At 53.0% G+C, this 23,805-nt stretch carries 25 protein-coding genes; 14 read left to right on the plus strand and 11 right to left on the minus strand.

The genetic code is table 11. The annotated features are described in order from the left end of the window. The first annotated feature begins 137 nt into the window (after nucleotides 1–137). On the plus strand, nucleotides 138–410 hold the full coding sequence (locus tag IFT57_RS07620) for a hypothetical protein (RefSeq protein ID WP_122531072.1): 273 nt from the start codon (nucleotides 138–140) through the stop codon (nucleotides 408–410). Between the two features lie 5 nt (nucleotides 411–415). Here the strand turns inward: IFT57_RS07620 and IFT57_RS07625 are convergent, their stop codons facing one another. Next, nucleotides 416–790 (minus strand): hypothetical protein, encoded by a 375-nt coding sequence (locus IFT57_RS07625; protein ID WP_122531071.1) that lies wholly within the window; start codon nucleotides 788–790, stop codon nucleotides 416–418. A 232-nt stretch (nucleotides 791–1,022) separates the two neighbouring features. Here IFT57_RS07625 and IFT57_RS07630 point away from each other — a divergent pair, with 232 nt between their 5' ends. Then, nucleotides 1,023–1,313 carry a hypothetical protein gene (locus IFT57_RS07630; RefSeq protein WP_122531070.1) on the plus strand — a complete coding sequence of 97 codons (291 nt, stop codon included), beginning with the start codon at nucleotides 1,023–1,025 and terminating at the stop codon, nucleotides 1,311–1,313. A gap of 454 nt (nucleotides 1,314–1,767) precedes the next feature. Then, nucleotides 1,768–3,291 carry a hypothetical protein gene (locus tag IFT57_RS07635; protein WP_192151031.1) on the plus strand — a complete coding sequence of 508 codons (1,524 nt, stop codon included), beginning with the start codon at nucleotides 1,768–1,770 and terminating at the stop codon, nucleotides 3,289–3,291. A gap of 55 nt (nucleotides 3,292–3,346) precedes the next feature. On the opposite strand, the gene IFT57_RS07640 is transcribed toward IFT57_RS07635, so the two are convergent. Next, nucleotides 3,347–3,832, minus strand: coding sequence for a hypothetical protein (locus tag IFT57_RS07640; protein WP_192151033.1), 486 nt, complete (start codon nucleotides 3,830–3,832; stop codon nucleotides 3,347–3,349). A gap of 57 nt (nucleotides 3,833–3,889) precedes the next feature. On the opposite strand from IFT57_RS07640, the gene IFT57_RS07645 reads away from it, so the two are divergent. Both IFT57_RS07645 and IFT57_RS07650 read left to right on the plus strand, forming a co-directional pair. Then, the gene (locus IFT57_RS07645) at nucleotides 3,890–4,435 is read left to right on the plus strand and encodes a hypothetical protein (protein WP_192151035.1); all 546 of its coding nucleotides are present in this window, start codon (nucleotides 3,890–3,892) and stop codon (nucleotides 4,433–4,435) included. Nucleotides 4,436–4,558: 123 nt separating this feature from the next. Continuing rightward, nucleotides 4,559–4,882 (plus strand): hypothetical protein, encoded by a 324-nt coding sequence (locus tag IFT57_RS07650; RefSeq protein ID WP_192092448.1) that lies wholly within the window; start codon nucleotides 4,559–4,561, stop codon nucleotides 4,880–4,882. Between the two features lie 54 nt (nucleotides 4,883–4,936). Here IFT57_RS07650 and IFT57_RS07655 read toward each other — a convergent pair whose 3' ends face one another. Both IFT57_RS07655 and IFT57_RS07660 read right to left on the minus strand, forming a co-directional pair. Next, nucleotides 4,937–8,998, minus strand: a complete 4,062-nt coding sequence (locus tag IFT57_RS07655; protein ID WP_244657269.1) for a DUF4165 domain-containing protein — start codon at nucleotides 8,996–8,998, stop codon at nucleotides 4,937–4,939. 323 nt (nucleotides 8,999–9,321) lie between these two features. Next, nucleotides 9,322–9,660: a hypothetical protein gene (locus tag IFT57_RS07660; protein WP_122531064.1), complete on the minus strand. Its 339-nt coding sequence runs from the start codon at nucleotides 9,658–9,660 to the stop codon at nucleotides 9,322–9,324. 295 nt (nucleotides 9,661–9,955) lie between these two features. On the opposite strand from IFT57_RS07660, the gene IFT57_RS07665 reads away from it, so the two are divergent. The 3 genes from IFT57_RS07665 to IFT57_RS07675 all read left to right on the plus strand — a co-directional run bounded on the left by IFT57_RS07665 (nucleotide 9,956) and on the right by IFT57_RS07675 (nucleotide 12,329). Continuing rightward, on the plus strand, nucleotides 9,956–11,326 hold the full coding sequence (locus tag IFT57_RS07665; protein WP_192151037.1) for a tryptophan--tRNA ligase: 1,371 nt from the start codon (nucleotides 9,956–9,958) through the stop codon (nucleotides 11,324–11,326). A 57-nt stretch (nucleotides 11,327–11,383) separates the two neighbouring features. Next, on the plus strand, nucleotides 11,384–11,833 hold the full coding sequence (locus tag IFT57_RS07670) for a hypothetical protein (RefSeq protein WP_192151039.1): 450 nt from the start codon (nucleotides 11,384–11,386) through the stop codon (nucleotides 11,831–11,833). 61 nt (nucleotides 11,834–11,894) lie between these two features. Beyond that, complete coding sequence (locus IFT57_RS07675) at nucleotides 11,895–12,329, plus strand: hypothetical protein (protein ID WP_192151041.1); 435 nt, start codon at nucleotides 11,895–11,897, stop codon at nucleotides 12,327–12,329. A gap of 9 nt (nucleotides 12,330–12,338) precedes the next feature. On the opposite strand, the gene IFT57_RS07680 is transcribed toward IFT57_RS07675, so the two are convergent. Together IFT57_RS07680 and IFT57_RS07685 are read right to left on the minus strand one after the other, a co-directional pair. Further along, on the minus strand, nucleotides 12,339–13,340 hold the full coding sequence (locus tag IFT57_RS07680) for a helix-turn-helix domain-containing protein (protein ID WP_192151043.1): 1,002 nt from the start codon (nucleotides 13,338–13,340) through the stop codon (nucleotides 12,339–12,341). 149 nt (nucleotides 13,341–13,489) lie between these two features. Beyond that, nucleotides 13,490–13,795 carry a hypothetical protein gene (locus IFT57_RS07685; RefSeq protein WP_122531059.1) on the minus strand — a complete coding sequence of 102 codons (306 nt, stop codon included), beginning with the start codon at nucleotides 13,793–13,795 and terminating at the stop codon, nucleotides 13,490–13,492. 329 nt (nucleotides 13,796–14,124) lie between these two features. Between IFT57_RS07685 and IFT57_RS07690 the strand changes: the two genes are divergently transcribed. Together IFT57_RS07690 and IFT57_RS07695 are read left to right on the plus strand one after the other, a co-directional pair. After that, nucleotides 14,125–14,670, plus strand: a complete 546-nt coding sequence (locus IFT57_RS07690; protein ID WP_192151045.1) for a hypothetical protein — start codon at nucleotides 14,125–14,127, stop codon at nucleotides 14,668–14,670. A 38-nt stretch (nucleotides 14,671–14,708) separates the two neighbouring features. After that, nucleotides 14,709–14,918 (plus strand): hypothetical protein, encoded by a 210-nt coding sequence (locus IFT57_RS07695; RefSeq protein WP_192092436.1) that lies wholly within the window; start codon nucleotides 14,709–14,711, stop codon nucleotides 14,916–14,918. A 44-nt stretch (nucleotides 14,919–14,962) separates the two neighbouring features. Here the strand turns inward: IFT57_RS07695 and IFT57_RS07700 are convergent, their stop codons facing one another. Next, entirely contained in the window at nucleotides 14,963–15,190 is a 228-nt protein-coding gene (locus IFT57_RS07700) for a hypothetical protein (RefSeq protein ID WP_192151047.1), read from the minus strand. A 52-nt stretch (nucleotides 15,191–15,242) separates the two neighbouring features. Between IFT57_RS07700 and IFT57_RS07705 the strand changes: the two genes are divergently transcribed. After that, nucleotides 15,243–15,443, plus strand: a complete 201-nt coding sequence (locus tag IFT57_RS07705) for a hypothetical protein (RefSeq protein WP_192151049.1) — start codon at nucleotides 15,243–15,245, stop codon at nucleotides 15,441–15,443. A gap of 90 nt (nucleotides 15,444–15,533) precedes the next feature. On the opposite strand, the gene IFT57_RS07710 is transcribed toward IFT57_RS07705, so the two are convergent. Continuing rightward, entirely contained in the window at nucleotides 15,534–15,821 is a 288-nt protein-coding gene (locus tag IFT57_RS07710) for a type II toxin-antitoxin system RelB/DinJ family antitoxin (protein ID WP_192151051.1), read from the minus strand. A 216-nt stretch (nucleotides 15,822–16,037) separates the two neighbouring features. Here IFT57_RS07710 and IFT57_RS07715 point away from each other — a divergent pair, with 216 nt between their 5' ends. Further along, the gene (locus IFT57_RS07715; protein ID WP_192151053.1) at nucleotides 16,038–17,633 is read left to right on the plus strand and encodes an FMN-binding glutamate synthase family protein; all 1,596 of its coding nucleotides are present in this window, start codon (nucleotides 16,038–16,040) and stop codon (nucleotides 17,631–17,633) included. Between the two features lie 15 nt (nucleotides 17,634–17,648). Here IFT57_RS07715 and IFT57_RS07720 read toward each other — a convergent pair whose 3' ends face one another. Then, a complete protein-coding gene (locus tag IFT57_RS07720) occupies nucleotides 17,649–18,356 on the minus strand; it encodes a hypothetical protein (RefSeq protein WP_192151055.1) in 708 nt (235 codons plus the stop codon). 120 nt (nucleotides 18,357–18,476) lie between these two features. Beyond that, a complete protein-coding gene (locus IFT57_RS07725; RefSeq protein ID WP_192151057.1) occupies nucleotides 18,477–18,956 on the minus strand; it encodes a regulatory protein RecX in 480 nt (159 codons plus the stop codon). Between the two features lie 135 nt (nucleotides 18,957–19,091). Between IFT57_RS07725 and IFT57_RS07730 the strand changes: the two genes are divergently transcribed. Next, nucleotides 19,092–20,552: a hypothetical protein gene (locus IFT57_RS07730; protein WP_192151059.1), complete on the plus strand. Its 1,461-nt coding sequence runs from the start codon at nucleotides 19,092–19,094 to the stop codon at nucleotides 20,550–20,552. A 127-nt stretch (nucleotides 20,553–20,679) separates the two neighbouring features. After that, the gene (locus IFT57_RS07735; RefSeq protein ID WP_192151061.1) at nucleotides 20,680–22,065 is read left to right on the plus strand and encodes a hypothetical protein; all 1,386 of its coding nucleotides are present in this window, start codon (nucleotides 20,680–20,682) and stop codon (nucleotides 22,063–22,065) included. A gap of 463 nt (nucleotides 22,066–22,528) precedes the next feature. Here IFT57_RS07735 and IFT57_RS07740 read toward each other — a convergent pair whose 3' ends face one another. Beyond that, entirely contained in the window at nucleotides 22,529–23,782 is a 1,254-nt protein-coding gene (locus tag IFT57_RS07740) for a hypothetical protein (protein ID WP_192151063.1), read from the minus strand. Nucleotides 23,783–23,805: the final 23 nt, after the last annotated feature.

A 23,805-nucleotide genomic window follows, 5' to 3' on the forward strand; every position in this document is an offset into this window, starting at 1 on the left:
TGCACTGGACGACTTGGCGCCCTAAGTTAAGCGCCATCGTTTTTAGCAGCGAAATGAACTTTTTGATCAGCCTGCTGTATTGAACCTGTCACATAGTTTGGATAGCATGGCATGACTGGACTCTGGAGATTGGCAAGATGGACGAAGTCATGGATAAGCCGCACCGCGTATCGAACGCAGGCTACCTCGCCTTGATGGGCATTTCGGCAATCGTTTGTGGTCTTGTCGCTAGCCATGCTGCCCTGGATGCTCTTGTCCTTCTCAATGATGCCCTCTCATCCAAGTTGTTAGATAAGACAAAGTCATGGGAAGGCGCTCTCACGCTCGTGGCTGCCGGCATCTTCGGATGTATCGGCACGACCAGCCTGAAAGATTTGGTGCAGGCATTGCGGCACCCACCCCAGGCTTGAGCAGGCTACTCTAGGTCGCACTTTTTGCAGAGCGCTTCGCCTGCGAATACCCCGATTGCACCGCCAATAATTCCACCCACCGCCATACCCGCTGGGCCTGCAATTGCTCCCATGGCGACACCAGCCTGAGCCATGCCCCAACCAGCACCCGCTTTCACGCAATCACCTGCAGCATTTTTTGCGGTGAGTTCACCTTTCACGGCTTTGGTGGTAATGGCCGTGGCCAAGCCAATAATGGCGCCCACCGGATTGCGCTTCATGAGTCCTGGCGCTAGTCGGCCAAGCCCCTTCTCAACCGCTACCGTGGCTACAGAGGTAACGGTATTGGCGGCTACTCCTGTGGCCTTCTTTTTTGCCATGTCGCAGACGGCTTTAAACATCGAATACCTCTCCAATGGGATGGCGGATTAGGGCGAAGACGGCAGCAACCTAACTCTCAATTGAACATCAAGTCGATCACCAGCAGTCATATCCATACCCCGATCTCAATGCAAGTATTTTAGCAGAAATTGACAAATTGAGATGGAATATTGTCATCGGACAGGGTAGATTCCCCAAGCCATAGGCCTTCTGTGAATTTGAAGCCTTAACGCCCACTTCGGAGCTTCTGCGATGAGTCATTTCCACGGTATCACCACCGCATTCTCGATGTTTCGCGAAGAGCTTGAAGTAGAAATCACGCGCAATCAGGTTCCTGACAGTGACGGCGAATGCCCTTGCCTCTCGCCGGAAGCTGTCAATCGTGCCAAGCAGCTTCTGGCTATCAGTGATTCCATCGGCGAGTTGATCAAGGCCGCAGACAAGCGCTACAGCGGCGACCATGGAGACGACAGTTACGTCGAAATACATGATGCCCAGATCATCAAGCTTCGCAATGCACTGGGGCTCATGGCCAGACCATGACGTTTCAGTGGAATCGAGCTAAGCAAGGCCAGTTCGAGCCTTGCCACCGACAGAATCGACACCGACACCCTATTTGCCAAAGATTTGGGGCTTTAGCATGTACCTACACACTCCCACCCAAGTTATCGCTCTAAGGACGTTGTTCTCCCGCTACAAGGAGCTTGTGCAGTCACATGCCCCTGTCCTGGCCAACCTTCCCATTAGATGCCGCCCTGAGGGCCTCCTGGGGCTCTGCAGCGAAGTGATTGAGCATCATGACCGCTACCCCTTCGACAAGCTCAACCGATGGCTGGGATTTTTGCAGGGGGTGCTTGCGGCAGTGGGTATTATCGACGTGGATGAGGAGCGTGAGTTCAGCCGTCCCTTTCTGCATGCTTTCCACGACCAGGCGCCACCAACCTTCGCAAGTTGAAAAGCGTGGTTTTGGCTGCAAACAACAAATCAGGAACACTCCATGACCACCCAGCCCAGCTTTTCAGAGATGCGCGCTGATTTTGCCCAATTCGGATCCAGAGCTATCGAAGGCTGTGGTGTCTTGAAGCGAACCAGTGCCAAACCTGCCTTTATGCAATTCGAAGCCGCTCGAATAGAAACCGGCTTGCTTCCATTGGTAGCAGCTCACTTTGAGGGGCTGGGAAGCCTTCAAATGGCTCAGATCGTGATCAACTGCGGCATCACGATCGAAGAATTTCTGAATGGGGTCGATTATGGCACAGGGGCGGTACTGGAGCTTGATGGCGAAAGTGCGGACTTTGATGAGTTTCTCTTGAAATCCCTTAAAGCCATTTTGATTGCTGGCAATCTTTGGTCACGAGACAGTGTTTTGCCTGAACACACAGTTGTCATGATCAGAAATTGCCTGGATAAGAGCCCAAGATTCGCTTTGGCGGTGACTCTGCTTGGCAGAGAAGCCCTGTCCTTTAGCGAATACCAACATGATCTTGTGGCAAGACTTGCCGAAGAAGAGGTTGGCCAGGAGGGGGTTGTGTTGCACTCCAGTCTCTTGACCGCCTTTTCCACACATCTGATGGTTGATGCATGGATCGTGGACGGTGCTTATAGCAAGGGGCAGCTGTGCGACTTCCTCTATGGAAGCGGCGCTCTTGACGACCTCACCGTGCGCAACATTACCGGACAATCAGCATTCTGGACAAATGTCGTTTATAGCCTGTCTGAAAATGAGCTGTGCGAGCCTCTGATTGATCTTGTCTTGAGCACTCATCCTCATCTGGCACTGCCGATCGTGCGTTCATTCGACATGGAAGCTGCGCTCCGGCTGGAGGGCACCCTGCGCATGTGTGACCTTGATACGCTTGCAAACTCGCTCGATTGCTTGATGAAATGCTTGGAGCGAGCCGATATGGGTCATGTGCTCAAATCCGTGGACATCATGTTGAATTTCGCAAGGGCTGGAGCCAATGTGCACGAGTCAGAGGATCCTGATGAAAACGACTTCATCAAGATCATGGCTGGCTTCAGAAAGGCCGGAACACCAGAAAGAATCTTCGATCACATTTACACCGGCAGAGTGGGCATCAAGGACAAGGTTTCTTTCCTTGCCCTGAAAGTGGATCTCACAGGCGACCTCATGAATGCCCAGCTGAAAACACCCCTTGGTGAGGTTTCGCTCTCACAGTTCATGCATTGGGGGTTCATGGCTCGGTACGGTCTTATCGGCGGTGCTCGAAAGCGCAAACTGGTAACCAACCACCTGATTCACATGGCCCAAGCTGCGTGCCTATTCAAACTGCAGGGCCATGAGAAGCTTCTGGTGTTACGCCAGACCTACGAGCAGCTTGATCGGTGTATGCGCGACCTTGTGCAAGCAGCTGGAGCGTCTCTGGACATGAAGTCTTTGCAAGCTGAGCCAGCCCATGTACGTGACATGCTTTCGATTTGGGGAATTGACCCACGAGTACTGGGCATCAACAGCGGAAAAGCGGTCGATCGCTGGATTGCCGGGGATCTGGGTCTGTGAGGCAGACAGCTATCTGATATCGGGGGCGGGTCAGCCATTCAACCACCCCGCCTGCTCAATCGCCGTACCAGCAGAAAAAACCATATTCCAGCGTTACGAAATCATCCCCGTAATTTTTCTTGAGGAACTCGAAGATTGCGGCGATATCAGGGTGCGCCAGTACAATCTTGCGCTGATCCTCAATCACTGTAGGGACAATCTTTCGCACTGCGGGGTGGTCGACGTCGTTGATGTCAAGGCCATTGACGTCGGGGATCGCGTAGTTGATCAGCCAGGTTTGCTCATCTTCTTCTTCGTGAGTGTAAACGGAGCCTGAAAGAGCACCAGGGAGTACAACCTCGGGATCCAAAGGTTCTTTCAGCTCCAGATAGAAGCCGGCATAAGTCTGCATGAGCGCACCAGTGTTTGATTGATAGAGGGAAGGATCAGGCGACCGAGAAATGAAGCTCGGCATCTCTTTTCCGCAAAGAATATTATTGATTTTGTCATATATTGTCAACGAGCCAGCTGGGACGACACCCCCGAAAAAGCTGTCATTCATTTAACTTTCGGCACTATATTGCAATATGCCAGTAAGTCAATTTACGAGAACCTTCCAGTGAAAAACACGACTTCTAAATTGCTGCTTTCCGTTGCCCTTTCATTGTCCTTGAACGCATGGGCTGCTGATCCCAACATCATCCGCATTCAAGCGCCGATTAGCCAGGGATCAGCAGCTGCTGAGCCCGCAGAACCCTCCGAGCAATTTCGGGATTTCAGCATCACGGTGGGCTACCACCCCAATCCCAATTGCGCCTACAAAATGCGAGGGTATGGGGTAACCTCCATATGCACCGGCAAAAGCGGCTCTTTCGGAGCAATCTCTAATAATCAGGCGACCATCGGGGGTAATCAGTACACCGTTCCGCAAATTATTGGCTGGAAAAATGGTTCTGCCTGCATGTATTCCTTCATGGTATCGAGTGCTGCCTACGACGCGGTACCTGCCACCATCCAAACTACTTGGAACGGCATTGAGCTAATGCAAACCAAGAGCACCCGTGGCCTTCCTGGGGTGATCACTTGGGATACTGCGGCCTCGTGCGATTTGTATGACAGCCTGATGGTCGGAGATGCACTCAGAGTCGTACTCAAGGAAAGTTGATTCCTCTCAACCTAAAGCAGACCTCGGGGGTGAATCTCCCGAGGAAGTGCCGACTCTCTCTGCTCGCCTTGCCCCTCAATATCCTGTAAATTCTGCCCTCTACACATTCTTGAGGGTCACAACATGTCCGCAACGGGTAGATTTCACGATTTGGACGAAGGCGAGGCCATCAGTCAGGCAGTTATCCGGGAAAACGGCGACGAGATTGCCTTCGACATGCGCCATTCGGACGGCTACCTCTATTCGGTTTTGCTCAAGCGAAACAATGGCCACATCTTCACCGGCAAGGCCGTGTCCCAACCTGGAAGCGAAATCGCCGAGGTAACGTGCCGGGTTTATGTCGATCGAGAGGCCGGCATCACCCTCATTTCTGGCTCGAAATGGGTACAGGCTGGAGAATCAACCAATTATCGTTGGCTGGCGGAGCTTCAAGACGACCAGCAATAAACAAAGGGGCTGAGTTCGCTCGGCCCCTTCTTGCATCAACCTAGCCCAACTGCCCTACTTCTCTTTGGCCTGGGAGATAGGTGCCGACATCCTGATTCTGTTCTGACCGCGAGGTTGCGGGATCAGCCTGATGGCCAGGGTTTGCTCAATGAAGAGCCCATCCTGGTCAGTAGCGCGGACAACCACTTGAGTGTCATCCGTACCTACGGTTTCAAACAGCATTCTTCGACCATCGAAACTCACCGTACCCAGATCAGGCTGGTGCACCACAGTCAGGGTGTGAGTATCCCTTGGGTTTGGATCGCTCACTGTGAGCGTCACTGAACCACCCATGTGGGCGTACATCACGATTTCCTCTGGGGAGATGCGCGTAGGGGCCATGTTGAACTGATCAACCGTAACATCCCCTCGCCCCTCCACACCCATGCCAGCCTGATCAACAGCACTGAACTCGAACGAGTCCTGGCCAAAGAAACCCGGATTGGGCTCATAGGCCATGCTTGAACCATCGATCAAGACAGTGCCGTTGGTGGGCTCCTTGGTAAGGATGAAGGTGTGGCTATCCCACAAGTTCTTATCATCGACGTGAGGAGCAGCCGAGTCACTGACCTTCCCCTCCCTGGTGTGCAACTCAACGCTGGCGGCAGTAGGGCCGTAATTGAATTTCACAACGTCGACAGCCGCGATTCCATTGGCTGTCATGCCGGATGCATCCGTCACTCGATAGGTGAATGTGTCGCTACCCACATACCCTGGAGTCGGCGTGTAGGTGAACCCGGTCGCTGAAGGTACGACAAGGCCATGTTGCGGGGCAGCTACGATGGAGAACGCTTTGGTTGTCCAGGCCTCGGGGAAATCCTCAATCGAGGTTGCTGGGGCGGTATCACTCTCATTGACCGAGAACTCCAGTGTTGTCGTGGCTTGGGGATGCACGACCTGAACCGTCGACTGACCTTGTTCAAGAATGATCTTTTGCCCTGTGGTGTCGAAGATGCTAGCTGTCCAGCGGATAGGGTTTTGCCCAACCGTGGTGAGGATGCCGGTCAGCTCCAATGGATCCAGCGACTTGGTGGTCAAACCAGGCGGGGCCTGGGTGAACTGAATCAGGCAGGTCAAAGCGCCCCCATCAGCACCAGCGCGCCGTGCAACTGCTTCGTCACCCGTGATAGCGCAGTTGGTACCGCTGAGCTGCTCCATCTTCAAGGAGACCTGCTGCACCGCCCTTATCGAGCTCTTGTCGCGCAGGGAGTGACCGAAGACAGCTGAGGCATTGGCCGATTGAACACTCAGCATCTGCTCACCACTGGTCAGCAGTACCTTCTCGCCACCGGTATTGTAGATCGACAGCTTGTAGCCGATATTCTGTTGACCAACGTCCAGTGCTCGACCCGCCAATTCGGTGATGGGGTACTGGCTTCCAGTCCCTTCCACTTGCTGCAGACCCCGAGGAACACTTGTCCACTCGACAAGACACACCGGGGACAAGATTGGATCAGAGGCTTGTGCGATCGCGACCGAGTTCGTCAGCTGGCAGAGGGTGCTACCTCCCGCCACAAGCTTCACACGAGTTTGCGTCATGGCCTGGACGGGCTTCTCGTCGTTGATGTCCAGAGTCATCTGGGGCATCCAGGTGTTGATGTTCGCGTACACCACAGGCGAGTTTGGCGCAGAGGTAGAGATGATCACCCCGTTAGTGCCAGCAGCACCGCGCACCATGGGCACGACTGGCAGCGAAATCTTGCCGTTTGTACTGGTGAAGTCCAGCTGACCCAGTTTTACCGTCGCGCCTGGCTTAACCTCCGAACCTGAGATTCTGAGTGAAGTCACAGCATCTGAGCGCACCGTGGCCAGCAGGTCGTAGACCCCCGATACAGGAGTGCCGTCTGCCAGCTTGAGCTGCTCACTGTTGATGATCACCGAACCATCCTTGCGCCTGAAGTCGGTGGGCACGGCGGGCACATTTACCAAGCCTGCTGTGTGGCCGATGATGCCAGCCATGGCAGGGCCATACAGGAAGGTCGTCGAACCCACACCCACGTTCTGTTGCGTGTCCTGGGCGCTCACGGTCAGCGTGTAGTTCTCGCCGGCAGTCAAGGACGGAAACAGGATAGGGTATTCCAAGCCGTAAGTTGTGGCACTTAGCTTGCGGTAGGACAGCGCGATCGACTCTTTTGCAGGGCCTCCCGTGAGGCTTACAGACAGAATTTTTGGCGCAGTGTCCCTGTTGTCGGTGACTGAGAAGCTGAGCTTGTCCAAGGTATCTACGGTTTCGCTGCTTCCCTTGTTGACTGTCACCACCGGCTTGGTGCGGTCGCTCTGGAACTGGAACAGGGGAAGCTTGGTCACCGCTCCCAGGTTCTCACTCGCACCTGCCACAAGGTTGTGAGTTCCCTCTGGAAGAGTTTTGAGATCAAACTCGTATTCAAAATACTCCCCTGCCGACGAAGTGAGTGTCTTGGTTACCGAAAGTCGCGTCCCGGCTGTGTTCTCTATCCAGGCGCCTGTGTGGCCAATGTTGTTAAGGTAACCGCCCTGCTGAGGTTGATGCACCTTGAGTGTGAGGATCATCGTCGTCGCGTTATAGGCGTAGGTGATCTCTGGTTTCCAGACGTCGTTCCAGAAGATGTTTGCCCACTGTCCGGAAGCCGTCAAAGCACCATCGGCGCTGAGAAGCTGAGCTTGATCGTGTAAATAACCGGTAGTGCCTTTAGCCAGGTCGCGAGTTACGGAGATTTCACACTGGGTTTGGCCTGCTGGAATGGTACAGGTACCCATGTGAGATGCCAGCTGGTCGAAATTTCGGGGCTCCACCGTGTAGCGAACCTTGGTGATCTTCACAGGTAGTTGCTGAGGTGAAACCGCTCTCCAGGCATAGCTCGACCAGCCAATGTCACTGAAAAGGTACTCAACGTTCTGGATGACTGGCGTTTTGGGGGCGATAGGATCGAGCACGAGGTTGTAACTGATGGTGCCCTGGGAACCCCACTCGCCGTAGTTGTAGAACCGGATGTAATTGCCATCCTCAGCCCGATACGGCAGGGCTGCAACGAGGTAGACGTAGGTAGCGTCCTCCCCAAGAACCTTGTTTTCTCCGAAGGCGTTGTAAAACATCAGCCCGCCCTGGCGGTAAGTTGACCAGTTGGTTTTCGGAATTCTCCAGGCAAGGCGGATAGGGTTGGTTTTGACCGAAGCGCCAGCGACATAAGGCACGAAGCCCTTGAGGCCCGGCGCCAGGGTGGTAGTCACCGTAGGGTCGTAGACACCAAAGGGCTCTGTTGGCGTGTTACCAACGTTGTCGAACATGACCTTTTGACGGTTGGTAACCGTCGTGTTTCCTGCTCTGTCGGTGACCCTAAATTCAACGCCGAACACCTCGTCCAGGTCAGAGCGTGGAAAGAAATTATCACGATAAGGAATGGAGGCGGTCTTGGTCTCTTCTGAGAACAGGACATCATATTCCTTATAGAGCTCACCATTCGCCCGGTACACCCTGGCTGCGACTCTGGAGATACCTGCTGCGTCCGAGAAACCGCTCAGCACGAAGCTTGAATAAGTCTGTGCGTCCAGTGCGGCTACACCCAGCTTCCAGAGGTCACCAGTCAGCACAGGCTCCCCCCACGAATAATAGGTAGGAGCGAAGGTGCCTGCCACGGGAGCGGCGGTATCCACGAGAAGGGTATGATTTTCAGCTTGGACGATCGCGCCAGTGCTCGAAAGAATCTGAGAGGTTACGGTGTAACTACCATCCGCCAGCTTGGGGCTGACAAACTCCTCGGCGTAGTAGCTGTTCCCTTTGTAGACCAAGACATCATCAGCACCCAGCACCTTCGTGCTTTCTTTGGTGAACACGGGCGATGAAGCGCCGCTGGCCGTGACGATGACACGCAGCTTGCGGTCGATACCACCGCTGATCATGAACGAGATGCTGCCATTGGGATTGATGAAGCCTTGGCCGGGCTCAGCTGTGACTTGGTCACCTGCTTTGGTGGCATAGCTGTACTTGACCAGATCGGCATGCGCCGAGAGAGGTAGCAGCAACAGAACGGAGGCTGCGATTGCCGCCCTGCTCATATTCTGCAGTGCTGAAAACCATTTTGGCCAAGTTGTTGCATTCATCTCGTTCCCCAGGGATTGATGTCTATGGGGATATCCCCATCTGAATTTTTGCTTGTCGCAAGAGACCTAGCCTGACGTTTATAAATTCTGGCCTGGGCGAAAGGTTCTCTTTATGCATATATTGCATGCTGGCACAGATCATTAGCCATGTCCAACTGATGATTTATCCGTGTTTGCAGGGGAGATTGGGGGCACAAGCGGATAAATAAGACAATTTGCATGACATTTAGGAATGGAAAAAGATGATGTGTGGCATCCACGATGCCACTTGATGCTGATTTTTCCTGAGAAGCAGGGCGAAACCATGCTCAGATGCTTGAGGATCAAGACTGGACAATCTTGCCCTTTTTTGCTTTGAGCCATTCGGCCAGCTCGTCTTTGAGTTCGTGCGGGATCTCAACAACGTAGTTGCCATGGGTTTGAAGCTTGCGCCATTTGCGCATGACTCCCGCGAAATCCTTGTCGCCCTCGTTATAGAAGATGGCGCCACTGATAACGACGATGTCGTCATCTTTGATATTGCTGATGTCGAAATTTTCATGCTCGGCGCCATTGATGTTCCATGCCATGTCGTCAACGTAGGCATCGTCAGGCCAGAAAGCCGCGTCTTTGCAGTTCCAGAAGCGCTGCAACTCAGCGCCGGTTGTCTTGATGGTGGCCATGCCAATTCCCCTTGTTTTGAATTTGCACTGTATTGGGCGGATGCAAGATTACCTATCGATGATCGTACGTTGCAGATCAATGGTCTCGCGAGAACGTCTTGTTGATGGATCGAGGGTTGATCAACCCTCTCTCGGATCAAAATGTGACTACAAATATACATGCCAACAATAGCAATGTATACCTCAATAAAATCTTTCTCTAAACCCCTAAATTATCGAGTTTTGTGGCTGAATTTCGTTTGCTGCTAACGACCATTTTCAGTAATATTGCACGACGATTTGATGAGGTGACATCATGAAACGGCGAGTTCTGACCGGTATTACTACAACCGGAACCCCACACTTGGGCAACTATGCGGGCGCCATTCGCCCAGCCGTAGCCGCCAGCAAAAACGAGAATGTCGATGCGTTCTTTTTCCTGGCTGACTACCACGCCCTTATCAAGTGTGATGACGCTGAGCGGATCGAGCGCTCCCGCCTGGAAGTTGCTGCGACCTGGTTGGCGGCGGGCCTTGATCCAAATGTCGCCACCTTCTATCGACAGTCCGACATCCCTGAAATCACCGAACTCACCTGGTTGCTAACCTGTGTCTCGGCCAAGGGGCTGCTCAACCGTGCTCACGCCTTCAAGGCTTCAGTCGATAAAAACATGGCTGACGGCAATGATCCTGAGGCCGGCATCACGATGGGGTTGTTTTCTTACCCTGTGCTGATGGCGGCTGACATCTTGCTGTTCAACGCCCATGACATCCCTGTGGGTCGCGATCAGGTGCAGCACGTTGAGCTCGCCAAGGACATTGGTCAGCGCTTCAACCACATCTTTGGCAAGGGTGAGCGCAACTTCTTTCTGATGCCCAATGCCGTGGTCGATCAGAATGTGGCCACCCTGCCTGGCCTGGATGGTCGCAAGATGTCCAAGAGCTACGACAACACCATTCCATTGTTCGGTACCAGTCAGGAGCTCAAGAAGGCGGTCATGTCGATCGTGACCGACTCCAAAGTGCCGGGCGAGCCTAAAGACCCACACAGCAATGCCCTGCTCGACCTCTACCGCGCCTTTACCGTCCCTGGGCCAGCGCTTGAGTACGAAGATGCCCTGAACAAGGGCATGGGCTGGGGTGAGGCCAAGGAGCACCTGTACAACCTGTTGGAAGCCCGGCTGGCCCCAATGCGTGATGCCTACCACCGCCACATTGCCAACCCTGGTCTGATCGAAGACATCCTTCAGCATGGTGCGGAAAAAGCACGCGCAGTAGCCAACCCATTCTTACAAGAATTAAGAGAGGCTGTGGGGTTGCGAAGCCTCAAGACAGTTCCGATGGCAACCATTGCGCCTCCCCCGGTCAAAAAGCGCGACTCAGTGAGCTTCATCAATTACCGAGAAACCGATCTGAAGTTCTATTTCAAATGCCAGGACGTCGACGGCAACGTGCTTTTGGTCTCAAAAGGCTTTGAAACCGGTAAAGAAATGGGCGCTCTGATGAAGTTCTTGCGCAATGGCAACCTCGATGGGCTGATTGCTGTGGGCGACAAGCTTCAGGTGATCGTGAACAACGAAGTGGTGGCGAGCCGGACATTTGCCAATCAAAGCTCTGCCAGTGAAGCGTTCGAGCTGCTGCACGAAGTGCTAGTCCCGGACAGCCCCGAGCCGGATCTGGTGCCCTAGATTCCCACAATTTAACGAGCAGACCCTGTTGATCAGGGTTTGACTCAGGAGTGCCTTATGTCCCAACTCACCACCCCCTCCTACGATGCACTGATTGATGGCATCAGCCTCAAGGATCCAGACGGATGCCGCGAGTTTTTGGCTCGGGTATTCAAGCAACGCCTCCAGCGTCAGGACTTCACCCGGTACATCACCGATGATCTGGCAGGCGACTTTGCCGGCACGCTGGCGGCCTACCTGGCGCCAATGATCAAGGCTGCAGATGAGCCTATGGGGGTTGTGCTGGTGCCGTTCCAGGTGGGCAATACCTACCAGACCCTGGAAGGCAAGCTTGTTCGCTTCGTCAAAGTTCACAATGAAGGCAACAGCTACGAGTCTATGGAGGATGAGTCTGGGGTCAATCGCTACACCCGTCGCGATTTCGGGCGCGTGTGCGGCACTGACCACAACAACCCAGATCCACGCAATGTGCTGCCGTTGTACCAGGTGCCTGGCTGCAAGGGATGAGGGAGATTCTGGTATATTGGGGCCCGCCAGCCCTGACCCACTGTTTGTGAAGGAGAGCATCATGGAAACCCAAGAAAACAAAGACCGCGTTGCTCTGAGCTTTGATGAGGTCGAGGCCAAGCTCTACTCTGCTGAGTACGTACGGCGCTTGGGAAAACCCTTCTCGGACGATGGGATCGTCTCATTGATGCGAACTGTCGCAGACTGCGACGACCATGAAGGTGTCGACAATGTGTTGCTGACGCTGTATTTGGGCAAGAATGGCGAAGGGGTGGATGCCCAAATTCAATTCCAGTCCTGGGCTGACGGTGCCCAGATGGATCTGAAAACCACCCACTTGTACGGCCTGGGGGTAGGTGCTGAGGAAGCCTTCACTTTGCTGGCGAAAGTGTGCCAGCCCTATGTTGCGGGCTGGCCGGGGATCATTCAGGTTGCCAATTCTGAGCTGCGACTACTCATTGATGTTGCAAGCGACTTTGTGCCTGAATACCGCTGAATACAAAGCTCATGACGCAGCTGGGTTTTTCGCCCCGATCCCGTCAATCGCCTGCTCAATGTGTTTCAGCATGCCCTTCTTGTAGGCGTGATTTGGGCAAGATACGAAATCGAAGCCGGTGTGAGAAATCAGGTAGATGTTGTTGCCCCAGGTGTTGTCGAAAATCACCCTGCCCGATTCAATAAAATCGTCGACCTCCCCCTCATTGTCAGCCGCTTCCAGGTAGGGGCTGAAGCACTGATAGACATCAGTCTCGTTGGCGACGAAGGTTCGTTGGTCACCGTTTGACGCCTGGATCACAGTGAGATTGGCGGTGTCGAAAAACTTCTGGCGTGAACTCTGCGAAAGCTCTACAGAATTGTCATCTGGCAGGGGGAGTACCAGAGGCTCAGGCGCTTTTGTAAGTAACGTCAAAGGATCTCCACCAAACACCCGGATGAGTTTGACGGCACTTTCCAGGTCAAGGTTGCCCAGGTCATCAATGTCACCATCGTGTATTTGCTCGATCAGAAACCAATCGTCATCGGTCGGCCCAAAACACCCATCCATGACGTAGCCCTTCTGTTCGAGAAGCTCGACTCGCTCATCAGAAAGACACACATCCATCAAGGAGCCTCTTGATACAAGATACAACCGATTGCTCATGCCTCTGACCGGAATAATCGGCAGGTCGCTCTCCAGGAAGTGATCCAGAAACTGATTGTGCTCAGCGTCGTTAATGGGGATGAGCAGGGATTTGCCGCTTTTGAAGTGAAGCATCAAACTGCCCGAGCGCTCATAATCCTCACGCATCGCACCTGGCTGCAGGAAATAGTCGTAGTGAGGATCTTTGCCATTCAGAAAGCTCTCATCCACCTGAAGCACCTGCGCAAGCTTGGCAAGCTTGTCATCTGGGACTTCCAAGGCTCCGGACTCCCAGCGCTGATAGGTCGACTGATTGATGCGCATGGCTTTGGCAACAAAAACCTGGGACATCTGACCAGCAAGGCGGGCTTTTTTGAAGGGGGTCATGGCGGGCTCCTGAATTTATGCGCATAGTATGCGCATAATCTGAGCAAGGCCACTTTTTTATGCGATAGCTCGCCAGAAGACTTGGCTCATCGGGGTCAAGCCACGGTGGTGGGCCTTGACTCGGGCAGAGCCAAGGCAGGGAATGGAAGTCAGTGCCGAGTTTGAGTCGAGGGGTGATTTGAGAGGATTGACGCAAACGCCCTCTGCTCTTTTTTGATATCGCTCATGGCAGAGGCCACTTTCGGCTCAAGCGCTTTAAGCCTCGCTTCAGCCTCGGGCGTCATGCCATTGTCGGCAATAAGCGCCAGCTGGATCATGTTCGTGGCTTCCAAGAATGCGGAATCAACATCGAACTCATCCTCTTGGCTAAGGGCTTTGCCTGAGAATGCCTGCAGTTGGCGCAGCGAGCATTCCGCCAAATCAATGATCACGCTTTCAAGCCTGGTGATTGCCATATCGGGGGTCTCCCTATCGTTAGGCCCCTATCTTACCTGCTTATTGAGAAAAGCGGCCACGAGATTTCCACATTGAGCACTGCTATGTAGGGTCAACTGCGCAGGTTGTTGGTCAAAGCAGCATTCAGCGGTTCCCCCGTTTTAAATCTGTGCCTCGTCGTTTTCAAAGCCCTATAGGCTTGCAGCAGCCAGGTGGAACGGGCTGGGATAAGGTGCTTCTTCTGGCTTGGGAACATCTCGAAAAAAAATGCAATTGATTTAGCCAATTATTGAGGTTTTTGACCATATTTGATAGGATCCAGCACCTAAACATCCGCTGGATTAAGACAATGCTCAGTCAGCAAATCAATCTATCGCTCGCTCTCGATGATCAACAGATCAGGGATTTGCAGGTCATTCAGAAAGCGGATGGCGGATGCCATGGCGTTTGCCTTGAGCACCTTGAGCACCTTGAGTTCTTGGAAAATGAAGGCTTGATTCGGCGAATTGGTAGCCAAGGCTTCAGTCTGACTGGCGTTGGAGTATCAGTGTTGGTCGCAACCGATCGATCCTCCGAGAACCAGTCTCTGGACACACGACTGCAAGCGGCGGGCATGATGTCCGTGGCCGAACTCCTGCGCGGCGCACCGCTTGATGGTTTCATAACCCACGCAGGGGTTCACGACCTGGCAACATTTGGCCAGTGGCTTGAAATGAGGCGTGGCGAAATGGTGCGGTTGCAGGCTCGGTACGATCTGGGTGATAAGACAATGGATGACGGCATGTACGAGTGGATTACCTCGCACTCCGCCGTGTTGAGCGAGGTACACGTAAACTTTAAGGCTGTCATGGTAAATGCATCTCAGGAAGGCAGTACGATGCAAAAGCAGATCTAACAACTCCAGCAAATCCACCCAAGACCCAAGGCCACACCATGACCCTCTCGACTTTACCCGCAGCGCCTGAAGGTTTCCAGATCGTGACACAAGGCAACCTGCGCCCCGGTGATCTTGTCTGGAATCCCTACGACGAAAGCTGGGGCGGGCCGATGAAAGTCGATATCGAAGCCCTGGGTCGTCACATTCCCTTCTACTACGCCGCAGCGCGAAAACCGAAGGTATCTTCCCAAGGATCGCACGTATAACGCAAAAAAAGGGCGCCCAGGCCCTTTTCTGCCAAATGCTAAAATCAGAGATCAACATCCAATGAGAGATCGATTCTGAAAACATCGGCATCACCGCTACTGGTTTGCTGGCTATGTTTTCGAACTCCGCTCAAGGTTGCTGAGTCGGCAATGTCGCTTGCAAAAAGGGGATGCTTTGGCTTACTTTCATCGAAAATCCTGAACACAATAACGTCTTCATCTGGAATGTTTTCCAGAAGCTTTTTCAGGTCTTTTGCTCGCACAATGCTCATGTCGTTCACCTATTTTATCTAGTGTTTACTGGTGGTGGGCAAGGTTCATGGAATGGATCACCCTCTCGAACGCCGGCAGCTGACCTACCGCCTCGAACCTTACGAGATAATTGCCCCCGTCGACATGATGATCAATGCGCCCCACCCGGCCCCGGAGCTGATTCTTAGCGTTCCTGATGAAAGAGCGGAGACGATCTTTCGGAACGACTACCGATTCACCGGTTTGGAAAAAACCCTGAGCGTACAGCGATAGCATGTACGAATTCACCGAACCTGTCCTGATCGCCTCTTCGAGCGTGCTGGGTGCGTGAATTGTCTGCATGGGGTCTCTCCGGATTGAGGGTTAGGGCTGCTTAGTCTTCGCAATGCCTAGGGATTCGAAGAGCGCGGCTGAGCTCTCGTGTTTGGTGACTTGGTCGGGATGTAGGTCGTGGTGTTTCATCATGGCCAAAGTTCGCGCATTCGGTACTGGGGCGCCCTCGACTCTAAATGGAAGCTTGCCTTCAGCTACTGTCTGCCTGAGCATCAAAATGATGGCTTGGGACATGGTTATGCCCAATTGATTAAGGATTTTCTCGGCTTGATCTTTGAGCTCCCGGTCTACCCTGGCGCGCACATAGGTGTCTTTCACAGCAATGACCTCTGGAATGAAACGTGACTACATTGTAGTCACAATTCGATTATTGGGTCAATTGAACAAGTGGATTTAAGCTCTGGTGCAGCTCCCCCTATGCCAGAAGATACGGTTATCGCGTATATTGTAAGGACGTCCCGAAGAGTGCATGACCGCCGATCCTTATCTACGGCCAAAGATTCCAGAGGACTCCCCTCAATCAGGAATAAATCCATGTTCAATGCTATTCAGCGCCAGTGGGCCCTCATTTTGAGTGTGGCCCTTTTGTTTATCAGTCTGTACGCCATATGCCTGCACCAAGTAACTCCCTGGCTAGCCCTGCCGTGGGCGGCGCTGGTCTTTATCGGGGCCCTGGATTTATCCCAAAAAGAACATGCTGTCAGACGCAACTATCCCATCATCGGCAACATGCGGTACCTGCTGGAGGCTGTGCGACCCGAGCTTCGCCAGTATTTTTTTGAAGGCGACCACGAGGAGCTTCCTTTCTCGCGTTCTGAGCGCTCCATGGTTTATCGCCGGGCCAGAAATATCCCAGCAGAGAAATCATTCGGCACCCTGGATAACCTCTATAGCGCGCAGCATGAGTTCATCAGTCACTCGATGATGCCTATCCATGTCGACCCCAAAGCTTTGAGGGTGACCATCGGCGGGCCAGATTGCCTCCAGCCTTACTCCGCATCCCTGATGAATGTCAGTGCCATGTCTTTTGGCAGCCTTTCTGCAAATGCGGTCATGGCATTGGGCCGGGGCGCAAAGCGAGGTGGTTTCGCGATCGATACCGGTGAAGGGGGATGCTCCAAGTATCACCTGTCAGAGGGTGCTGACGTTATTTGGGAGATCGGCAGTGGTTACTTTGGGTGCCGAAATGATGATGGTAGCTTCAACCCCGATCGGTTCGCGTCCACCGCAAAAAACAAAGCTGTAGTAGCCACACTTTTGAAGCAAAGTCAAGGGGCAAAAGCGGGAAAAGGCGGTATTTTGCCAGGTCACAAGGTCAGCATGGAGATCGCAATCGCTCGCGGCGTGCGGCAAGGAGAGGACTGCATATCGCCGGCAGCTCACACTGCTTTCAGCGGGCCGATTGGCATGATGAACTTCATTAAGCAGATGCGGGATCTCTCCGGAGGCAAGCCAGTTGGCGTCAAACTGTGTATCGGGCGACCCTCTGAAGCAGCCACCATGGTCAAGGCCATGTTGTTCACCAACATCTATCCCGACTTCATCGTTATCGACGGTTCTGAGGGCGGTACCGGTGCTGCTCCGGAAGAGTTTTCCGATCATATCGGCATGCCCATGCGGGATGGCCTTGTGTTGATGCACAATTTGTTGCGGGGCGCAGGCATTCGGGATCGCATCAAGATCGGTTGCAGCGGCAAGATCATCAGTGGATTCGACATTCTCAGGGCGCTTGCCTTAGGGGCAGACTATTGCAACCTGGCACGTGGCTTCATGTTTTCGCTCGGCTGCATTCAAAGCCAATCATGCGGCTCGAACAAGTGCCCTACCGGCGTGGCCACTCAGGATCCTTCGCGTCAACGTGCCTTGGATGTTGAAGAGCGCAGCCATCGGGTCACCAACTACCACAAAAACACGATGAGCTCTGTTGCCGATATCCTGGGGGCAGCGGGCATCAACTCCTCCGACAAGCTCACCGCTGAACGCATTCAAAAACGGGTGTCCGACAGCAAGATCGTCAGCTACGCCAACCTCTACCCTTTCCTGCACCACGGCGAGCTGTTGGAGGGTCATTCGGCGCACACTGAATACCGTGAATTGTGGGCCAACGCACGGCACGACAGCTTCAACTGATTGCTCTCTGCAGGTTTAAAGGCCCAGATCCTGGCCAAACGAGGCATCCCGCCCCTTCTGGGGTGCCTTGATCCGAAGCTCATTCCAGCCAAAGCGCAGCAGCGCCCTGGTGACATCAGATGGCTTGAGCAGATCCAGCCCTTTCTCGAAGATCCCGTGCTCCTCCATGGCTTTGCGCAAGGTGCCGGGATAATCGAGGGTCTTTCCCATATCCTCGTCCTCGCCAGCAGTCGCCAGGAGCGGAGAGAGATCGCCTGTTCGCTGGAACAGCGCCTTCGCCAAATCACCCATGAATCGATCGGCTTGGGGAGGGTCTGCAAGCTTCAGGAAGTCGTGAAACTCCAGAAGTGAGTTTGTCAGATATTTTCGAATACCCTTATGGGTCAGGAGGTGGCCCACGATCAGCACAAACTCTTGTGCCGTCTTGAGTTTCTGCACCTGGGCCCCTTCAGGCGGCTCTGTCATGGCATACAGCACAGGGGCGCCATCCATGCCTTTCCCGTCCTTCATGGGGATCAATCCCATGCACCCGGCGATGTAGAACAGGGCGGCGTGTGATTCCAGTGGGCCCTCGAATAACTGCCTTTCGGCGTAGTGCTTTTCCCCGTGCCGCTCCCGCTGCATGAGGTACGTCGCCACTCTCGACCAATACGCTTGGGAATCCTTGGACGTGTAAGAGAGAACGTTTGAGTTCAATGTGTTCGGGTTATGGGAGTAATGCATGGCTTCGCCTCTTGTAGTACCTCCAGAATGCCATTGGCAATGAGCTACGATCCAGAATGCGAAAGCCCCCTAAGTCACGGAGGATTGACCGGTGGAGATAAATGCGACCCTGTCCTCGACTCAGTCGTACACCTCTTCTGCAGGTTTGAACGCCTGCTTGATCTGATCGAAGCTGTATCCTCTGCCTGCCAGGAAGCGAATTTGGCGGTTTTTCTCATCCATCTCGGTCGGTGCATCGCCAAAGCGCCGTTCGCGCATCTCACGGGCTTTCAGGGCCCAACTATCATCCTTGTCATCCAGAAACTCTTGGATCAGGTTGTCTGAGATGCCCTTCTCCTTGAGCTTGCCTTTAATCTTGATGGGGCCGTATCCGCGAGTCTCTCGGCACGAGCGGATGTAGACTTCGGCAAAGCGCCGGTCATCCAGATAGCCCAGCTCCTCCATGCGATCAAGCACTGGTTCTGCATCGGCCCGGTCTTGTGCGTAACCCAGCAGCTTTTGCTTGACCGTATGACGCGTCATGTCTCGTTGGGCCAACATCCACAGCGCGTAGCCCTCAAGGCCGGCACGGTCTTTGAGCTTCTTGGCTTTAAAGCGCATAAGTTAGTCCTCAGGAAAGATCGTCCAATATTACCTTATTTCGATCATACCATCTCGTCTAATCAGCCAGGCCCTTGAGGCCGTCACCCCGCGCTGCCTACAATCAAGGTATGCATTCTCCTGATTGAGCACCCCATGAACCAGATCGAAACCCTAGAAGAAGCCATCGCCTACTTTCAAAAGCACGGCACCCTGGCCATTGACAGCTACCCCTACGCACCTTGTGATCCCAACTTGGACACAACCGTATGGGGGATGGATGCCACCGTTGGGGTAACAAGGGCCATGCTTCCTGTGTATGTAGCCTGCCTGTTCGGCTACTCCACCCCTTTGGTGGCCAAGGCTATGTTGGGCGCTGAAATCGACATCAAGAAAATCGGAAGGTACGTGGACATCAACGGGGTCGATACTTACATCCTTGATGAAAACCGCAAGCTCGACCCGGTTGAGTTCGGCAAGCAGGTCATGCAGGCCTACGCTTACACACATTGCGAACAGGGTTGGTTCAAAGACGATTTGATCAAAACGCTGGATACTCAGCATTCCCTGTTTTCGCTGGGCATCATGAACCTCGGCGTGCCTGGTGTTGATTACGCCGAAATCATCAAGCGTGAGCGGCTGTACGCTCAAAACTACCAGCCCAACAAGCCGAATCTTCCGCACCCTGATTTTGAATGCCGTACCCATGACTTGCGCGATGTGCTCTACAACATCGAGCATTACAAGCACCTGCCCAACAACAGCCCGGTCGATTTCATCGGGCAGATGGGTGCTCTCGACCCCTTCGTCACCCGCAAAGCCTACGGCGTCGGATTCTGGGAGTCGGTCATCTATCAAGACTCCAAAACCGATCGATCGAAGGTCTTCGAAAACATACTCGAAAGCCTTGTGGCAGATTTCCCCCAGGAAGCCCGAAACATCCTCAAGTCACTGGATTTCCATACAACCGATACCACACCCAGCATCGATATGGTGTCCACCACATTCGAAATCCTTGAGGCGAACATGCAGGCCAACGGCCTGGCGGACGTCATCGAGGACATTTCTTACCAGATCGGCACGATCACCAGTCAGATCAATGAAGAGGTCGATCTCGACTTCACGGATCATGAGGGTCGCGTTCATGGGCTTTTGGGGGCCGAGTTTATCGCTGACCGATTCTTTGCGATGCGTGACCTTGGGCCCAAGCTTTATGAGGCGGTCATGGCCAGCCACATGAAAGTCCCTGCAGACCAGATCAGCCTGTCCCACCTGCAAGTCTGGAGCATTCTCGCCCGCTTCAAGCCAGAGCCCCAGGTTGTAAGCCCGAAGAAGATCGGTTTGTACCTGGCTCACATGGCCTCGGGCATGAAAAGCCTGGCGCCGAAGGGTCATGAACACATCCCTGACTACAAAGCCTGCATCAACGACCAAATTGGGGCATCGATCAGCAGTTTGATTGCAAAGCTCTCAGGCAAAATCGACTACGTCCCACTCCGAGCGCTCGATGAGGATGACAAAGTCGTGTTGAGCCAGTGGGGTCTGAGCTTGAAGGAGCTTGGGGTCAAGCGTGCCAAAACGATTGAAGATCGTATAGGTTCAGATCTGGGGCTGTAAGGCTGCTGGAGATAAGTATAGCCAGGTGCTGCAGGGGTGCCTGAATAGCGCGTGATTGGAGGTTCAGTTGGTAGCCAAGAGGGTACAGAAGGGAATTGATCACTTCGTGGAGTTTGGCGAGGACGGTGTGGGCACCTACGACTTCATTGCCGGCGATCCAGCAACGGGTGGCATGAACAGCTTATCTCAGAAAGACTACGTCACCGATTCCGCAATTCCTGTGTTTGCGGCTTGCATGATGAATTTTTCGCCAGTGATTGTGGGCGAAATTATCAAGCGCTGTGGAATAAATATTTGTGAGCTTGGCGAGCACTTTGAGCTAAATACGCCAGGCGTGGTTTACAGCGCTAATAATGTGAATAATTTGGATGTAGTCGAGTTCACTAAGAGGTTGTTCAGGGGGGTGGCTGTTGCTTACGGCGACGATGAGCCATTTGTGAACACCATTGCTCTGCAGATGACCGAAAATATGGCTTTTAGCCTGGCGATCATGGATCTGGGAATTCCGGGGATAAACCCTATCACCATGCTTGAGGATGATCTTAATCTTTTGAGGGTCTATCCGGAGCCAGGATATATCGAATCAGGTCTGTCGGGCGTGGGTGAGAATCTTAGCAAGATTCTCAACTACATCAGCAAGCCGGAGCATCTGCCCAACAGTAGCCCTGCAGATTTCCTCATCCAGTCTGGGGCTTTGCATCCAGCCATCGTGCGAAAGTCGTTTGGTCGTGGCTTCTGGGAGGCTGTTATGTTTGGGGATATGAGTGCTCACACCCTGGCGTTCGGTTCGTTGCTGCACGAACTCATCACGCAGCACCCTCACGAGGCTGTTATAGTTCTGAAGTCTCTAGACTTCGACAGCCAGGAGCATAAAACAAACACTGGGCTCGCGCCCTGGGCGATTGACCTTGTTGAGCAATTGCTTGAGGAGAAAGGCTTGGGGTCAGTTGCGTCAGATATCTCTTGCAAGCTGGGATTTTTGACCAGCAAGTTGCCAAGCGATAAGAGCTTGGCGTTGGATTCCGAGGAAATACTCGTCCGGGAAGCGTTAGCAGATGACAAGCTTATTGGGTACTTCAAGGAATTGCAGGACGCGGGGCCTTCGCTTTTCTCTGAAGTGATGGAAAGCCATATGGGCCTAGAACCCGTCAAAGTCAGCCTCTCGCACTTCGACGTGTGGGCGTTTATCTCTCGCCTAAAGCCTGGCCCTCAGAGGGTGCAGCCTGAGATGCTTAGCAAATACCTCGCGCATATGGCGCAGGCGGCTACTACGCTATTCCCTGAGGGCCACCATAAAATCGAACTTTATGGGCCCTTCATAATTGATCAAGTAACAGCCGAAATTACGGAAATGCTGGATCACGTGGGCACCGAAATAGACTACTCAAACCTGCGGAATTTGGATGAAGACAGCAAAGCAATCCTTGCTCAGTGGGGCTTGAGCCTTAGAGAGCTGGGGGTGAAGAGATCAAGAACGATCGATCTTCGGATAGGGGTTGATCTTGGACTGTGATCGACCTAGAAATTCCCCTGCTACGCTCTCAATTGTTGCATTTTTACAAGAACCGACCCAAGGGATGCGAATTAATATACATTTATTGTTACATTTTTTTTATTGACATTCTATACGAGTGCAACATTTGCAGTGATTGAAGCAGTATAATTTAATCAGAGGCCAACAGATTTGGCCCCTAAGATAACTCTCACGCACCCAATAACAATAAAAGCGCCAAATGCTGCGCAATAAATAGGGAAATGCAATGGAACACTCATTAATTGCCTCAAACATAATTTGTTTGGCCATAAATTTATTTATTGATTTTTCGATCTGCCACTGCCGAGCAAAACTGGATCCACACAAGGAAAGAGCATGGGCATCAATGCTAACTGTGACTTTAGATAACATTACAAGTGATAATGCCAAGCAATTTAGATTGGCCGCAATGCAGTTAATTGTTAGTCATTTATTCAATTTCCTATAGCCCCATCATCACGTCCAGCACCCTGTCCAGCTTAGGATCAGGCTCGGGCTTCTGCAATGGGCCGGGCTTAGAACCAACGAGCTCATCAAGCTCTTCAAGCCCGTAACGCTTCACAAAGGCGCCGTAGACATTTTCAGGTACACCCTTGTGAATTTCCGGAACCAAATGGGAAAAAGCCTCATGGTTTTGACGTACTGCCATTAAGGCATCTTTGCCAAGTGCCTTACCCTTTGGGCCAAGCTCCCCGATGGAGCCCAATTTCATCCCGTCCCACCTCTGGTAGTCCTTCAGCTCCTGGCGGGCTGCAAACTCCCACGCCATGGCTTTCATGGGAGCTGATGCATTAGGGCTGTCGAGCTCAAGCAGGAAACCTTTCCCGTTTTCAAAGTGCTTGACCATGAGATTTTCTACCTCTGCTGGAATGAGCGAGGGATCCATACCCTTGTACTTTTCGGGCTTAAGGCATTTCAATATGGCTTGCAACGAAGAAACAGAGGTGTGCCCCATGTCCAGCGGATTTGACAGGCGCATAGGCTTGATCAGGAGGTCATTTATAGCAAAGCTTCCGGTTTCGGTGGCATAGCGCAGTGTTGCAGCCAAGTCAGCAGATGTCTCCCTAACGGACGACCTGTAGTTTTCGTGAGCTTCATTTTCACCATTGTGAAAATACTTTTCAACGATGGATAGATTACTGGGTTCGGTCGCTGGCCTGTAGAGACAGTGCTCACTCTCATGTGCCTCCATCATGAAATTCGTCATATGTCGGGGATAGAGGATAGGGTTTTCGCCGTTCGTGTAGAGATGAAGAGAACTGTCGCTATCAATGTTGACTGTAACCCCACACGTCTCCACGCCGTTGCCGTCTTGTCTCTGAGCTGTCCAAGCCTGGCCCGTAAGCCGCCTGGGGTTATTGATATCAGCGATCGCCTTTTTGTCGATCCATTCGCCATATCTTTCAACATAGCTTTCTGGCCCTAGTGACTCCGTGATTGTCCCATGGCGCACAATCCTGGTCTGCAGCGTCTTGTCGCCATCCTTCGCTGTGAATATCGGCAGGTTTCTTTCTGGAATGAATGCCTGATGCCCGCGCAGGTAGATGCCTTGGAGCGCTCGATCAAGCCTCTCCTTCTGACCTTGGCTTTGGCCTGAAGCATTCGCCTGGCGATTGAATTCCTCTAGAAAATTGTTCTCCCGAGGCGCAGCTGGTTGCAAGTAAGTATGATTGACTTCAGGAACAGCATCCAACATTTCAGGCATCCTTGTTAGGCGCA

It is taken from the genome of Pseudomonas sp. CFBP 13719 (assembly GCF_014842095.1).
Taxonomy (GTDB): domain Bacteria; phylum Pseudomonadota; class Gammaproteobacteria; order Pseudomonadales; family Pseudomonadaceae; genus Aquipseudomonas.

Excerpts from the sequence above, each read along its gene's own strand:
- IFT57_RS07665 (WP_192151037.1), top strand. The coding sequence starts at position 9,956 with ATGAAACGGCGAGTTCTGACCGGTATTACTACAACCGGAACCCCACAC.
- IFT57_RS07630 (WP_122531070.1), top strand. The coding sequence starts at position 1,023 with ATGAGTCATTTCCACGGTATCACCACCGCATTCTCGATGTTTCGCGAA.
- IFT57_RS07660 (WP_122531064.1), bottom strand. The coding sequence starts at position 9,660 with ATGGCCACCATCAAGACAACCGGCGCTGAGTTGCAGCGCTTCTGGAAC.
- IFT57_RS07700 (WP_192151047.1), bottom strand. The coding sequence starts at position 15,190 with ATGAGCATTGTGCGAGCAAAAGACCTGAAAAAGCTTCTGGAAAACATT.
- IFT57_RS07670 (WP_192151039.1), top strand. The coding sequence starts at position 11,384 with ATGTCCCAACTCACCACCCCCTCCTACGATGCACTGATTGATGGCATC.
- IFT57_RS07740 (WP_192151063.1), bottom strand. The coding sequence starts at position 23,782 with ATGTTGGATGCTGTTCCTGAAGTCAATCATACTTACTTGCAACCAGCT.
- IFT57_RS07620 (WP_122531072.1), top strand. The coding sequence starts at position 138 with ATGGACGAAGTCATGGATAAGCCGCACCGCGTATCGAACGCAGGCTAC.
- IFT57_RS07640 (WP_192151033.1), bottom strand. The coding sequence starts at position 3,832 with ATGAATGACAGCTTTTTCGGGGGTGTCGTCCCAGCTGGCTCGTTGACA.
- IFT57_RS07675 (WP_192151041.1), top strand. The coding sequence starts at position 11,895 with ATGGAAACCCAAGAAAACAAAGACCGCGTTGCTCTGAGCTTTGATGAG.
- IFT57_RS07695 (WP_192092436.1), top strand. The coding sequence starts at position 14,709 with ATGACCCTCTCGACTTTACCCGCAGCGCCTGAAGGTTTCCAGATCGTG.
- IFT57_RS07725 (WP_192151057.1), bottom strand. The coding sequence starts at position 18,956 with ATGCGCTTTAAAGCCAAGAAGCTCAAAGACCGTGCCGGCCTTGAGGGC.
- IFT57_RS07680 (WP_192151043.1), bottom strand. The coding sequence starts at position 13,340 with ATGACCCCCTTCAAAAAAGCCCGCCTTGCTGGTCAGATGTCCCAGGTT.
- IFT57_RS07650 (WP_192092448.1), top strand. The coding sequence starts at position 4,559 with ATGTCCGCAACGGGTAGATTTCACGATTTGGACGAAGGCGAGGCCATC.
- IFT57_RS07685 (WP_122531059.1), bottom strand. The coding sequence starts at position 13,795 with ATGGCAATCACCAGGCTTGAAAGCGTGATCATTGATTTGGCGGAATGC.
- IFT57_RS07690 (WP_192151045.1), top strand. The coding sequence starts at position 14,125 with ATGCTCAGTCAGCAAATCAATCTATCGCTCGCTCTCGATGATCAACAG.
- IFT57_RS07635 (WP_192151031.1), top strand. The coding sequence starts at position 1,768 with ATGACCACCCAGCCCAGCTTTTCAGAGATGCGCGCTGATTTTGCCCAA.
- IFT57_RS07625 (WP_122531071.1), bottom strand. The coding sequence starts at position 790 with ATGTTTAAAGCCGTCTGCGACATGGCAAAAAAGAAGGCCACAGGAGTA.
- IFT57_RS07720 (WP_192151055.1), bottom strand. The coding sequence starts at position 18,356 with ATGCATTACTCCCATAACCCGAACACATTGAACTCAAACGTTCTCTCT.
- IFT57_RS07705 (WP_192151049.1), top strand. The coding sequence starts at position 15,243 with ATGGATCACCCTCTCGAACGCCGGCAGCTGACCTACCGCCTCGAACCT.
- IFT57_RS07730 (WP_192151059.1), top strand. The coding sequence starts at position 19,092 with ATGAACCAGATCGAAACCCTAGAAGAAGCCATCGCCTACTTTCAAAAG.
- IFT57_RS07715 (WP_192151053.1), top strand. The coding sequence starts at position 16,038 with ATGTTCAATGCTATTCAGCGCCAGTGGGCCCTCATTTTGAGTGTGGCC.
- IFT57_RS07655 (WP_244657269.1), bottom strand. The coding sequence starts at position 8,998 with ATGAATGCAACAACTTGGCCAAAATGGTTTTCAGCACTGCAGAATATG.